Below are 14,068 nucleotides of genomic sequence, written 5' to 3' on the forward strand. Positions count from 1 at the left end.
TGGCATGAAACTGACACTTAAAAACCTTAGCATGGCGATCATGATGAGTGGAATGATCATGGGAAGCAGTGCAATGGCGGCAGACAACAGCGAGAAAATTGTAATAGCCCATCGCGGCGCAAGTGGTTATTTGCCGGAGCATACGCTACCCGCAAAAGCGATGGCGTATGCGCAAGGGGCGGATTATCTGGAGCAGGATTTAGTGATGACCAAAGACGACCATCTGGTCGTCCTGCATGACCACTATCTTGACCGCGTTACTGATGTGGCCGAGCGTTTTCCGGAGCGGGCGCGTAAAGATGGCCGTTACTACGCGATAGATTTTACGCTGGATGAAATTAAGTCTTTAAAATTCACTGAAGGCTTTGATATTGAAAATGGCAAAAAAGTGCAGACTTTCCCCGGACGCTTCCCGATGGGGAAATCTGACTTTCGTGTGCACACTTTCGAAGAAGAGATTGAATTTGTTCAGGGGTTAAACCACTCGACGGGGAAAAATATCGGCATCTATCCAGAAATTAAAGCGCCGTGGTTTCATCATCAGGAAGGGAAAGATATTGCGGCTAAAACCCTGGAAGTGCTGAAAAAATACGGTTACACCGGTAAAGATGACAAAGTTTATTTGCAATGCTTTGATGCTGATGAGCTGAAACGCATTAAAAATGAGCTGGAACCGAAAATGGGCATGGATCTTAATCTGGTTCAACTGATTGCCTATACTGACTGGAATGAAACCCAGCAGAAACAACCAGATGGAACCTGGGTTAATTACAGTTACGACTGGATGTTTAAGCCGGGTGCCATGAAGCAGGTAGCGGAATATGCTGACGGCATTGGCCCGGATTACCATATGGTGATTGATGAGACATCGCAGCCGGGCAATATTAAACTTACCGGAATGGTGAAAGACGCGCAGCAGAATAAGTTGGTTGTGCATCCTTATACCGTGCGGTCGGATAAGCTGCCAGAATATACGACCGATGTGAATCAACTGTATGACGCTCTGTATAACAAAGCGGGTGTTAATGGACTGTTTACGGACTTCCCGGATAAAGCAGTAAAATTCCTCAATAAAGAGTAACTTCAGTCTCGGATGGCACTTACGTGCCATCCGCTATTTCCCTTCATTCAAAATCCCATTCACGTCAGAGTGAAATTAATTCTTCAATAAAGTCAGTTGGTTATCTTTGCTTGCTGTTCTTTGGCGTGAGATGACGAGTTCCCGACAAATGAAATCCCTTAAGAAACACTTTTTATTAAGTTTTTCTTAAGGTGAACACCTATAGTCATTGTCGTTAACAATAAAAACAAGGCGACAGGGTATGGCAGTTTCAGCAAAAATCGACGAATTCAATCATTGGTGGGCTACAGAAGGTGACTGGGTTGAGAAACCGAATTACCGCCGCAACGGCATGAGTGGGGTGCAATGCGTCGAGCACAACGGCAAAAAGCTGTATGTAAAGCGCATGACTCGGCACCTGTTTCATTCTATCCGCTATCCGTTTGGTCGCCCGACGATTGTGCGCGAGGTTGCGGTGATAAAAGATCTGGAACGCGCTGGCGTGATTGTGCCGAAAATCGTTTTTGGAGAAGCGGTGAAAATTGATGGCGAATGGCGTGCGTTACTGGTGACTGAAGATATGGCGGGTTTTGTCAGCATTGCTGACTGGTATGCACAGCATGCAGTAATGCCCTATCCCAACGATGTACGGCAAGCAATGTTGGAAGCAGTGGCGCTGGCATTTAAAAAGATGCATAGCGTTAATCGTCAACACGGCTGCTGCTACGTTCGCCATATCTATGTGAAAACAGAAGGTAAGCCAGAAGCCGGTTTTCTTGATTTGGAGAAAAGTCGCCGTCGTCTGCGTCGCCATAAAGCGATTAATCATGACTTCCGGCAACTGGAGAAATATCTGGAGTCGATCCCTAAAGCGGACTGGGAACAGGTGAAAGCGTATTACTACGCCATGTAATCGTTGTAGGCCAGATAAGACGCGTCAGCGTCGCATCTGGCAACTATTCGCGCATGCCATGTTGGATGCGGCGTAAACGCCTTATCCAACCTACAAAAAGCCGTTGTAGGCCAGATAAGACGCGTCAGCGTCGCATCTGGCAACTATTCGCGCATGCCATGTTGGATGCGGCGTAAACGCCTTATCCAACCTACAAAAAGCCGTTGTAAGCCAGATAAGACGCGTCAGCGTCGCATCTGGCACTAGTACTCGATCACAACTCGATTTCAATATCGCCTTTTGCCCGGCAACAACAGGGCAAAATTTCCCCTGGCTGAATAAAGGCTAACGGTTCGGCAATCCAGTCCACCTGGCCTGCAACAAGACGCGTGCGACAGGAGCCGCAGTAGCCTTCGCGACACTGATACTCAACCGCCACATTGTGGGATTCCAGCGCTGCCAGAAGGGAAGGGTGTTCATCCTGGCACAGCAGTTGTGTGCCAGTGATGCGCAGGGTAACGCGAGCCATCAGAGTTGGAAGTTACTCAAATCGTCGGTGTCCACTTCCGAATCAATCTGTCCGACCAGATAAGAACTGACTTCCACTTCCTGCGGAGCAACCTGCACATTATCAGACACCAGCCAGGTGTTGATCCACGGGATCGGGTTGGAGCGTGTCTGGAACGGCAGATCCAAACCGACAGCCTGCATACGGATATTGGTGATGTATTCAACGTACTGGCAGAGAATGTCTTTGTTCAGACCAATCATTGAACCGTCACGGAACAGATAATCCGCCCAGTCTTTCTCCTGTTGCGCCGCCTGGACAAACAGGTCATAGCACTCTTGTTTGCACTCTTCGGCAATTTCCGCCATTTCCGGATCGTCCGCACCGCTGCGCAGCAGATTCAGCATATGCTGAGTGCCGGTCAGGTGTAGTGCTTCGTCACGGGCAATCAGGCGAATAATCTTGGCATTACCTTCCATCAGCTCACGTTCAGCGAAAGCGAAGGAACAAGCGAAGCTGACGTAGAAGCGAATTGCTTCCAGCGCATTAACGCTCATCAGGCACAGATAGAGTTTTTTCTTCAACTCGCGCAGGCTGACAGTTACGGTTTTACCGTTAACGGTGTGGGTGCCTTCGCCCAGCAGGTGCCAGTAACTGGTCATTTCGATCAGTTCGTCGTAGTAAGCCGAAATCCCTTCTGCGCGTTTCTGGATCTGCTCGTTGGTGACAATATCGTCAAACACAACAGACGGATCGTTAACAATATTACGAATAATGTGCGTGTAGGAACGGGAGTGAATAGTTTCCGAAAACGCCCAGGTTTCTACCCAGGTTTCCAGTTCTGGAATCGAAATCAGCGGCAGAAGTGCCACGTTCGGACTACGACCCTGAATGGAATCCAAAAGCGTCTGGTACTTCAGGTTGCTGATAAAGATGTGCTTTTCGTGCTCTGGCAGCGCCTGATAATCGATACGGTCGCGGGAGACATCAACTTCTTCCGGACGCCAGAAGAAAGAGAGCTGCTTTTCGATCAACTTTTCGAAGATTTCATATTTTTGTTGATCGTAGCGAGCCACGTTGACCGGCTGACCAAAGAACATCGGTTCTTTGAGCTGATCATTCTTCGTCTGTGAAAATGTGGTATATGCCATGAATATGTCCTGTTGGGAGTTTAATGCCGGATAAGGCGTTCACACCGCATCCGGCATCACAATATCAGATCTTACATGCACCGCTTTCGCAGCCATCGTCCTGGATTGACGGCACCAGATCGTCCTGCGCGTCTTCTGCGCCATCACGGGTGTTCTGATAATACAGCGTTTTGACCCCGAATTTGTAGGCGGTGAGCAGGTCTTTCAGCAACTGCTGCATCGGCACTTTTCCTGACGGGAAGCGCGATGGATCGTAGTTGGTGTTAGCAGAGATCGACTGGTCGATGAATTTCTGCATGATACCCACCAGTTGCAAATAACCATCATTACCCGGCATTTCCCACAGCAGCTCATAGGCGTCGTGCAGGTGTTCATAGTCTGGCACCACCTGGCGCAGAATCCCGTCTTTCGACGCTTTAATGCTGACGTAACCACGTGGCGGCTCAATACCGTTGGTGGCGTTAGAAATCTGCGAAGAGGTTTCTGACGGCATCAGCGCTGAAAGCGTGGAGTTACGCAGGCCGTGGGTTTTGATCGACTCACGCAATGCTTCCCAGTCGTAATGCAGCGGCTCATTGGCGATAGCATCCAGATCTTTCTTGTAGGTATCGATCGGCAGGATCCCTTTTGCGTAGGTGGTTTCGTTAAACCACGGGCACGCGCCTTGCTCTTTTGCCAGTTCGTTAGACGCTTTCAGCAGATAATACTGGATCGCTTCAAAGGTTTGGTGCGTCAGGTTGTTGGCGCTGCCGTCGGAGTAACGTTTACCGTGCTTCGCCAGATAGTAAGCGAAGTTGATCACGCCAATACCCAGCGTACGACGACCCATTGCCCCGCGTTTTGCCGCCGGGATTGGGTAATCCTGATAATCCAGTAGCGCATCAAGCGCACGTACTGCCAGAATCGCCAGTTCTTCAAGTTCATCCAGGCTGTTAATTGCGCCCAGGTTGAAAGCAGACAGCGTACACAGCGCGATTTCACCGTTTTCGTCGTTGACGTCATTCAGCGGTTTGGTCGGCAGGGCGATTTCCAGGCACAGGTTAGACTGGCGCACTGGCGCAACAGCCGGATCAAATGGGCTGTGGGTGTTGCAGTGGTCAACGTTCTGAATATAGATACGACCGGTAGACGCGCGTTCCTGCATCATTAGCGAGAATAGCTCAACCGCTTTCACGCGCTGTTTACGGATGCTGTCGTCTTTCTCATACTTGGTGTACAGGCGCTCAAATTCTTCCTGATCGGCAAAGAACGCGTCGTATAACCCCGGAACATCGGATGGACTGAACAGGGTAATATCTTCACCTTTCAGCAGACGGGTATACATCAGCTTGTTGATTTGTACACCGTAGTCCATATGGCGCACGCGGTTGCCTTCAACCCCACGGTTGTTTTTCAGCACCAGCAGGCTTTCAACTTCCAGATGCCATATTGGGTAGAACAACGTAGCTGCACCACCGCGTACACCGCCCTGGGAGCAGGACTTCACTGCGGTCTGGAAATGTTTATAGAACGGGATACAACCCGTGTGAAACGCTTCGCCGCCGCGAATCGGGCTACCCAGTGCACGAATGCGACCGGCGTTGATGCCAATACCTGCACGCTGGGAAACGTATTTCACGATTGCGCTGGAGGTGGCATTGATGGAATCCAGGCTGTCGCCGCACTCGATCAGTACGCAGGAGCTGAACTGGCGAGTCGGGGTACGCACGCCGGACATGATTGGCGTCGGCAACGAAATCTTAAACGTGGAAACCGCATCGTAAAAACGCTTCACGTATTGCAGACGCGTTTCACGCGGGTAATTCGAGAACAGGCACGCAGCAACCAGAATATAGAGGAACTGGGCGCTCTCGTAGATTTCTCCGGTCACGCGGTTTTGTACCAGATATTTGCCTTCAAGCTGTTTAACAGCAGCGTAAGAGAAGGTCATATCACGGTCGTGATCGATAAACGTGTCCATCTGCTTGAACTCTTCTTCCGTGTAGTCTTCCAGCAGATGATTATCGTATTTGCCCATTTCAACCATTTTTACCACGTGATCGTACAGCGCTGGCGGCTCAAACTGGCCGTAGGCTTTTTTACGCAGGTGGAAGATCGCCAGACGCGCGGCGAGATACTGATAATCCGGTGCTTCACGGGAGATCAGGTCAGCGGCAGCCTTGATAATGGTTTCGTGGATGTCGGAGGTCTTGATGCCGTCATAAAACTGAATGTGGGAGCGCAGCTCGACCTGGGAAATCGAAACGTTATGCAGCCCTTCTGCCGCCCAGTCCAGAACGCGATGGATTTTATCGAGATTGATGCGCTCTGTGCTACCGTCGCGCTTTGTCACCAGCAGATTCTGATTCATGTATGTCGTACCTGTTTTTGGAATACTTTCCGCAATAGCATCGCTTTGACTACCTGTAGTAAGGAAAGTCGCAATGAACACTATATATAGGGGGTATGTTTGGGATTCACTGCAAGATAGTGTGAAAATGGCCCTCTTGCAAGTGCATAACTTTGTGGATAAGTCGCAACGGGAAAAGTGGCTTCCACGCACCTTAGGTCAGACAAGGTGTCCGGGAAAGTCAATGGGAAGAGAAAAAATTGTTAAAAATAACCGTTCGGTGATTTCTTGAACGTTCAATTTGAGATAATTATTGATCCAGGTTATTTATTGCGCTTATGTCAGGAGTGGCGAAAATTGATACCAGCACAAATTCATATCACGTTGTGACTTAATGTTATGTTTATGATGTGAGCGAATGTAAATGGTTGTGGTTCACGGAAGCGGTATTTTTTAATCAGCAGATGTGAAATAAAAATTTGCTATGTTGATTATTCCAGGTAAACAAGAAACGAATTAATCAGTTTGATGTGTTTTAATTATTGTTATTTCATAATTTAGTGAATATCAAAAAGAATAATTAATCTCTTTCAGAAGATAATATTTTTAGTATATAGGTTTTAAATTCTTCTTGCTTACAATTAGTCATTATCTACAATCGTAATATGTCTTTTAATGATGGCGTGTTATTTCTCACAGGCTGTCAGATTATGAATAAAAAATGGATTGTTTTTATCAGGAAAGAATATCTCTTAATTTTTCTGGCTGTCGTTGCATGTGCGTTTACACGAGCGAATGCAGCGTCGCAGATTATGCCTTCATGTCAGGGTGTTAACGTTATAGCCAGTTGCCGGGCCAGTCGCCAGAGCCTTTCAGGTAGTACACAGGTCTGGAATGTTGCTGACGGGCAATGGCTTATTTTTTCTTCTATGAAAAATGATACCAGTGGAGGTGCGGTATTTTTACAACAAGGTGCCAATTTCACATTGTCAGCACAAGACGGAACAGGGATGACGCTGTTTGAAAATAATACCGTGAGTGGTGAGTATAATAATGGCGGGGCTATCTTTGCGAAAGAAAATTCAACGCTGAATCTTACTCAGGTTATTTTTGACAGCAATGTGGCAGGGGGGTATGGGGGGGCGATCTATTCCGCGGGAACAAATGACGTTGGTGATATTGATCTTAGCGTCACCAATGCTGTATTTACAGATAATATTGCTAACGATGGCAAAGGTGGCGCAATATATTCAATTAATAATAATGTCTACTTAAACAACACGGTTTTTAATAATAATCAGGCATATACATCAACGAGTTACAGTGATGGCGATGGTGGAGCTATCGATATTACCGATAATAATAACGATAAAACACATCCATCAGGCTTTACAGTCATTAATAATACTTCATTTATAAATAACACTGCCGAAGGTTATGGTGGTGCAATTTATACCAGCAACGCAATTTCTCCTTATCTTATTGATATCGCTGTTGATGACAGTTATAGCCAGAACGAGGGCGTATTATTAGATGTGAATAACAGTGCATCTGCTTACGGTGAAGAGGCTTCGGCAGCGGCAGGAGGCTTTCTGTATATGGGGTCAAGTGAGATTCGTTTTGATATTGCGGCTGGTAAAACTTTGATCATTGGCAGTACGAAAAATGATGGGGCTATCGATTCCATTGCGGGGACGGGCTTTATTACCAAAGCCGGAGCGGGCGAACTGGTGCTTAACGCTGATAACAATGATTTTACCGGTGAGATGAGAATTAAAAACGGTGAAGTCATGTTGGGGCGGAATAATTCGCTGATGAATGTTGGTGACAATCAGTGCCAAAACAATCCGCAAAATTGCTATGGTCTGAGCGTTGGCAGTATCGGACAGACAGATAATCAGGCTGAGCTTAACGTTGGAACGACTCAGCAAACATTTGTACATTCGTTAACGGGTTTTCAGAATGGCACTTTAAATATTGACGCCGGTGGTAATGTTACTGTCAACCAGGGCGGTTTTGCCGGGACTGTTCAGGGGGATGGGCAACTGACTATTGCTGAAAACGGTAGTTATGTTCTGACGGGAGCGCAGTCGATGGCACTGACCGGCGATATTGTGGTGGAAGACGGGGCGATTCTCTCCTTAACCGGTAATGCTGATGACCTGGCGGCGATGCAGAACGATCCACAGTCAATCGTGCTAAACAATGGTGTGCTGGATCTTTCCGATTTTACTACCTGGCAGAGTGGTACGGCAGAAAACGATGGTCTGGAAATTAGCGGCAGTGGCGGCACGGTGATTGGCAGTCAGGACGTTGCCGATCTCTATGGCGGCGACGATCTGCATATTGGCGATGACGGGAAAAAAGGTGTCTATGTGGTGGTGGATGCAGGTGATAGACAGGTAAGCCTGGCGAATGACAATCCATATCTGGGCACTACGCAAATCGCTTCGGGAACGCTGATCGTTAGCGATAATTCACAGCTTGGCGATACGGATTACAACCGTCAGGTCATTTTTACCGATAACCAGCAAAATAGTGTAATGGAGATAACTGCAGATGTTGACACATGCTCAGCGACGGCGGGGCATGGGCGTAATATCGAAATGCGCGCTGATGGTGAAGTCGCAGTTGATGCGGGGGTCTACACGCAATGGGGGGCGTTGATGGCCGACAGTAGTGGGCAGGATCAGGATGCTGGCAGCACACTAACGAAAACAGGCGCAGGCACCCTGGAACTGACCGCCAGTGGTACGGCGCAGTCGGCGGTGCGAGTGGAGGAAGGCACGCTGAAAGGTGATGTTGCGGATATCTTTCCTTATGTTTCGTCGTTGTGGGTCGGTGATGGGGCTACGTTCGAGACTGGTGCGGATCAGGATATTCAGTCTATTGATGCGACTTCCAGCGGCACTATCGATATCAGCGATGGCACCGTCTTACGTTTAACCGGACAGGAGACTTCCGCCGCGTTGGATGCCTCACTGTTTATCGGTGGCGGTACTCTGGTCAATGTCTCCGATGGTACGGTGTTGACCGGTGAGCTTAATACCAATCTTGAAACTGACAGCCTGACTTACCTTTCAGACGTGACGGTCAATGGTGATCTGACCAATACTTCCGGTGAGGTGAGTCTGCAAAATGGTGCTGCTGGCGACACACTGACGGTGAATGGCGATTACAATGGCGGCGGTACGTTGCTGCTCGATAGTGAATTAGACGGCAATGATTCTGTAAGCGATCTGCTGGTACTTAACGGCAATACCTCCGGTAACACCACGGTAGTGATTAACCCGATTACTGGCATTGGCGAGCCGACATCCACAGGTATTAAAGTGGTTGATTTCAATGCCGATCCCACACAATTTCAGAACAATGCGCAGTTTAGTCTGGCGGGCAGCGGCTACGTCAATATGGGCGCTTACGACTATATGTTGGTGGAAGATAACAGCGACTGGTATTTGCGTTCGCAAAAAGAGACTCCGACGCCGCTACCTGAGCCGGAACCGACTCCCGATCCCACGCCTGATCCTGCACCAACCCCGACGCCTGTTTACCAGCCTGTGTTGAATGCGAAAACCGGGGGATATCTTAATAACCTGCGAGCGGTAAACCAGGCATTTGTGATGGAGAGACGCGACCATGCCGGTGGCAACAGTCAATCGCTACATTTACGCATTTTGGGTGGGCACGAGCATTACACTGCCGTGGGGCAAATGGCCCTGCACGAAGACACTTCTACGATACAGCTTAGTGGCAACCTGTTAAGTGAAAACTGGGGGGATGATGGCGAATGGACACTGGCGGGCGTTGGAAGCTACAGCAATAACCAGGGATATAGTCGCTCGAATATCACCTCAACCCGTGCCGATAACCAGAACCGCGGTTATGCCGTTGGTCTGACATCAAGCTGGTTTCAGCATGGCAGTCAAAAGCAGGGGGCATGGCTTGATAGCTGGCTGCAATATGCCTGGTTTAATAACGATGTCAGCGAGCAAGGCGATGGCGTGGACCATTATCGTTCATCAGGGATCGTTGCGTCGCTGGAGGCGGGGTATCAGTGGTTACCGATGCGCGGCGTATTAATTGAACCGCAAGCGCAGGTTGTCTATCAGGGCGTGAAGCAAAATGATTTCACCGCCGCTAACCGTGCTCGGGTGTCCCAATCGCAGGGTGATGATATTCAGATGCGGTTGGGATTACACAGCGAATGGCATACCGTCGTTCATGTCACGCCAACGTTGGATCTGAATTATTATCACGATCCTCATTCGGCAGAAATTGAAGAAGATGGCAGCAATATTAGCGATGATGTGGCGAAGCAGCGTGGTGAAATAAAAGTGGGGATAACAGGCAATATTAGCCAGCGAGTTTCCCTGCGCGGCAGCGTGGCGTGGCAGAAGGGAAGTGATGATTTTGCCCAGACGGCAGGATTTTTGTCGATGACGGTGAAATGGTAATTACTGCCCGCCCGGCATCGTTGCCGGATGCGGAGTAAATGCTTTATCCGGCCTACTGGAGCGTTTGTAGGCCTGATAAGACGCGGCAAGCGTCGCATCAGGCATTGGCATCGTTGCCGGATTCGGTGCGATCCGGCTTACAATCTCACTTATTCTGCGTATGCAGCATATAGTTCACATCAACGCCGGGGCCGAGCTTAAAGGAGTTAGTGATCGGGTTGTAATGCAGCCCGGTCATATGACGTTCTTTTAAACTGGTCTGATCCACCCAACCCAGCAGTTCTGCCGGTTTAATAAACTTCTTCACGTCGTGCGTGCCTTTTGGCACCATGCGCAAAATATATTCCGCGCCGACTACCGCCATCAGCCACGACTTGCCGTTGCGGTTAAGCGTTGAGAAAAAGACATCGCCGCCCGGTTTTACTAATTGCGCACAGGCTCTGACCACTGACTGCGGATCGGGAACGTGCTCCAGCATCTCCATGCAGGTTACCACATCATACTGTCCGGCATGCTTTGCCGCGTGCTCTTCAACGGTTTCCTGCACGTACTCCACCTGAATGCCGCTTTCCAGTGCGTGAAGTTTTGCTACCTGCAATGGCTCAAAGCCCATATCCAGACCGGTCACTGTCGCGCCTTCTCGCGCCATACTCTCAGCCAGAATGCCGCCGCCACAACCGACATCAAGCACCTTTTTGCCAAATAAACCGCCGGAACGCTCGGCAATATAGCCCAGACGCAGCGGGTTAATGCGGTGCAGTGGTTTGAACTCGCCTTCCAGATCCCACCAGCGGGAGGCGACGGCTTCAAATTTAGCGATCTCTTCGTGGTCTACGTTATGGTTTACCGGCGATTTTTCGGCATTCATTGGCACTTCTACTCCGTAATTGGCAAGACAAGCGAGTATATCAGGCATTGCAGGTGAATAAAGCGTATAGGTTTACCTCAATCTGCGCGGCTGTGTTATAATTTGCGACCTTTGAATCCGGGATACAGTAGAGGGATAGCGGTTAGATGAGCGACCTTGCGAGAGAAATTACACCGGTCAACATTGAGGAAGAGCTGAAAAGCTCCTATCTGGATTATGCGATGTCGGTCATTGTTGGCCGTGCGCTGCCAGATGTCCGAGATGGCCTGAAGCCGGTACACCGTCGCGTACTTTACGCCATGAACGTACTAGGCAATGACTGGAACAAAGCCTATAAAAAATCTGCCCGTGTCGTTGGTGACGTAATCGGTAAATACCATCCCCATGGTGACTCGGCGGTCTATGACACGATCGTCCGTATGGCGCAGCCATTCTCGCTGCGTTACATGCTGGTAGACGGTCAGGGCAACTTCGGTTCTATCGACGGCGACTCCGCGGCGGCAATGCGTTATACGGAAATCCGTCTGGCGAAAATTGCCCATGAACTGATGGCCGATCTCGAAAAAGAGACGGTCGATTTCGTTGATAACTATGACGGCACGGAAAAAATTCCGGACGTCATGCCAACCAAAATTCCTAACCTGCTGGTGAACGGTTCTTCCGGTATCGCCGTAGGTATGGCAACCAACATCCCGCCGCACAACCTGACGGAAGTGATCAACGGTTGTCTGGCGTATATCGAAGATGAAGACATCAGCATTGAAGGGCTGATGGAACACATCCCGGGACCAGACTTCCCGACGGCAGCAATCATCAACGGTCGTCGTGGCATTGAAGAAGCTTACCGTACCGGTCGCGGCAAGGTGTATATCCGCGCGCGTGCCGAAGTGGAAGTTGACGCCAAAACCGGGCGTGAAACCATTATCGTCCACGAGATTCCGTATCAGGTGAACAAAGCTCGCCTGATCGAGAAGATTGCGGAGCTGGTAAAAGAAAAACGCGTGGAAGGCATCAGCGCGCTGCGTGACGAGTCTGACAAAGACGGTATGCGCATTGTGATTGAAGTTAAACGCGATGCGGTCGGTGAAGTGGTGCTCAACAACCTCTACTCCCAGACCCAGTTGCAGGTTTCTTTCGGTATTAACATGGTGGCATTGCATCATGGTCAGCCGAAGATCATGAACCTGAAAGACATTATCGCAGCGTTTGTCCGTCACCGCCGCGAAGTGGTGACGCGTCGTACCATCTTCGAACTGCGTAAAGCGCGCGACCGTGCTCATATCCTTGAAGCATTAGCCGTGGCGCTGGCGAACATCGATCCGATCATCGAGCTGATCCGTCATGCGCCGACCCCGGCAGAAGCGAAAACTGCGCTGGTTGCCAATCCGTGGCAGTTGGGCAACGTTGCCGCGATGCTGGAACGTGCGGGCGACGATGCTGCGCGTCCGGAATGGCTGGAGCCACAGTTTGGCGTGCGTGACGGTCTGTACTACCTGACCGAACAGCAAGCTCAGGCGATTCTGGATCTGCGTCTGCAGAAACTGACCGGCCTTGAGCACGAAAAACTGCTCGACGAATACAAAGAGCTGCTGGATCAGATTGCTGAACTGCTGCGTATTCTTGGCAGTGCCGATCGCCTTATGGAAGTGATCCGTGAAGAACTGGAACTGGTTCGTGAACAGTTTGGTGACAAACGTCGTACTGAAATCACGGCTAACAGCGCTGATATCAACCTGGAAGATCTGATCACCCAGGAAGATGTGGTCGTAACGCTTTCTCACCAGGGCTACGTGAAGTATCAGCCGCTTTCGGAATACGAAGCGCAGCGTCGTGGCGGGAAAGGTAAATCTGCCGCACGTATAAAAGAAGAAGACTTTATCGACCGGTTGCTGGTGGCGAACACCCACGATCATATTCTGTGCTTCTCCAGTCGTGGTCGCGTTTATTCGATGAAGGTTTATCAGTTGCCTGAAGCCTCTCGTGGTGCGCGTGGTCGTCCGATCGTTAACCTGTTGCCGCTGGAACAGGACGAACGTATCACCGCCATTCTGCCGGTGACCGAGTTTGAAGAAGGCGTGAAAGTCTTCATGGCGACAGCTAACGGCACTGTGAAGAAAACCGTCCTCACCGAATTCAACCGCTTGCGTACCGCTGGTAAAGTGGCAATCAAACTGGTTGAAGGCGATGAACTGATTGGCGTTGACCTGACCAGCGGCGAAGACGAAGTGATGTTGTTCTCCGCTGAAGGTAAAGTGGTGCGCTTTAAAGAATCTTCTGTTCGCGCGATGGGCTGCAACACCACTGGTGTTCGCGGTATCCGTTTAGGCGAAGGTGATAAAGTCGTATCTCTGATCGTTCCACGTGGTGATGGTGCAATCCTTACCGCAACGCAAAACGGTTACGGTAAGCGTACCGCGGTGGCGGAATACCCAACCAAGTCGCGTGCGACGAAAGGGGTTATCTCCATCAAAGTCACTGAACGTAACGGGTTAGTGGTTGGGGCGGTGCAGGTAGATGACTGCGACCAGATCATGATGATCACTGATGCCGGTACGCTGGTGCGTACACGTGTTTCGGAAATCAGTGTGGTTGGTCGTAACACTCAGGGCGTTATCCTCATCCGTACAGCGGAAGATGAAAACGTGGTGGGGCTGCAACGTGTCGCAGAGCCAGTTGACGACGAAGAGCTGGATGCTATCGACGGCAGTGCTGCGGAAGGGGACGATGAAATCGCTCCGGAAGTGGACGTTGACGACGAACCAGAAGAAGAATAATTTCATCGCTTCATGCCAAAAGGGAGCTG

General features: G+C 49.8%; 8 protein-coding genes. 4 read left to right on the plus strand and 4 right to left on the minus strand.

Going from position 1 to position 14,068, the window contains the following annotated elements; genetic code table 11:
* Positions 1-4 precede the first annotated feature (4 nt).
* Together glpQ and inaA are read left to right on the plus strand one after the other, a co-directional pair.
* The gene (glpQ, locus tag BEA93_RS13145; RefSeq protein ID WP_000779068.1) at positions 5-1,081 is read left to right on the plus strand and encodes a glycerophosphodiester phosphodiesterase; all 1,077 of its coding nucleotides are present in this window, start codon (positions 5-7) and stop codon (positions 1,079-1,081) included.
* Positions 1,082-1,322: 241 nt separating this feature from the next.
* The gene (inaA, locus tag BEA93_RS13150; protein ID WP_105224646.1) at positions 1,323-1,973 is read left to right on the plus strand and encodes a lipopolysaccharide kinase InaA; all 651 of its coding nucleotides are present in this window, start codon (positions 1,323-1,325) and stop codon (positions 1,971-1,973) included.
* Between the two features lie 253 nt (positions 1,974-2,226).
* Here inaA and yfaE read toward each other — a convergent pair whose 3' ends face one another.
* From yfaE to nrdA, 3 genes are all read right to left on the minus strand, one after another.
* On the minus strand, positions 2,227-2,481 hold the full coding sequence (gene yfaE / locus BEA93_RS13155) for a ferredoxin-like diferric-tyrosyl radical cofactor maintenance protein YfaE (RefSeq protein ID WP_000135039.1): 255 nt from the start codon (positions 2,479-2,481) through the stop codon (positions 2,227-2,229).
* A complete protein-coding gene (gene nrdB / locus BEA93_RS13160) occupies positions 2,481-3,611 on the minus strand; it encodes a class Ia ribonucleoside-diphosphate reductase subunit beta (protein ID WP_000332038.1) in 1,131 nt (376 codons plus the stop codon). Before nrdB ends, yfaE begins: the two co-directional genes overlap by 1 nt.
* A 64-nt stretch (positions 3,612-3,675) precedes the next feature.
* Complete coding sequence (gene nrdA, locus BEA93_RS13165) at positions 3,676-5,961, minus strand: class 1a ribonucleoside-diphosphate reductase subunit alpha (protein WP_001075189.1); 2,286 nt, start codon at positions 5,959-5,961, stop codon at positions 3,676-3,678.
* A gap of 689 nt (positions 5,962-6,650) precedes the next feature.
* Between nrdA and yfaL the strand changes: the two genes are divergently transcribed.
* A complete protein-coding gene (gene yfaL / locus BEA93_RS13175) occupies positions 6,651-10,397 on the plus strand; it encodes an AIDA-I family autotransporter adhesin YfaL/EhaC (protein WP_061090393.1) in 3,747 nt (1,248 codons plus the stop codon).
* Between the two features lie 145 nt (positions 10,398-10,542).
* On the opposite strand, the gene ubiG is transcribed toward yfaL, so the two are convergent.
* The gene (gene ubiG, locus BEA93_RS13180; protein ID WP_016242523.1) at positions 10,543-11,265 is read right to left on the minus strand and encodes a bifunctional 2-polyprenyl-6-hydroxyphenol methylase/3-demethylubiquinol 3-O-methyltransferase UbiG; all 723 of its coding nucleotides are present in this window, start codon (positions 11,263-11,265) and stop codon (positions 10,543-10,545) included.
* 146 nt (positions 11,266-11,411) lie between these two features.
* On the opposite strand from ubiG, the gene gyrA reads away from it, so the two are divergent.
* Positions 11,412-14,039 carry a DNA topoisomerase (ATP-hydrolyzing) subunit A gene (gene gyrA, locus BEA93_RS13185; protein WP_016248987.1) on the plus strand — a complete coding sequence of 876 codons (2,628 nt, stop codon included), beginning with the start codon at positions 11,412-11,414 and terminating at the stop codon, positions 14,037-14,039.
* Positions 14,040-14,068 lie beyond the last annotated feature (29 nt).

Source organism: Escherichia sp. MOD1-EC5950 (assembly GCF_002965345.1).
GTDB classification, from domain to species: domain Bacteria; phylum Pseudomonadota; class Gammaproteobacteria; order Enterobacterales; family Enterobacteriaceae; genus Escherichia; species Escherichia marmotae.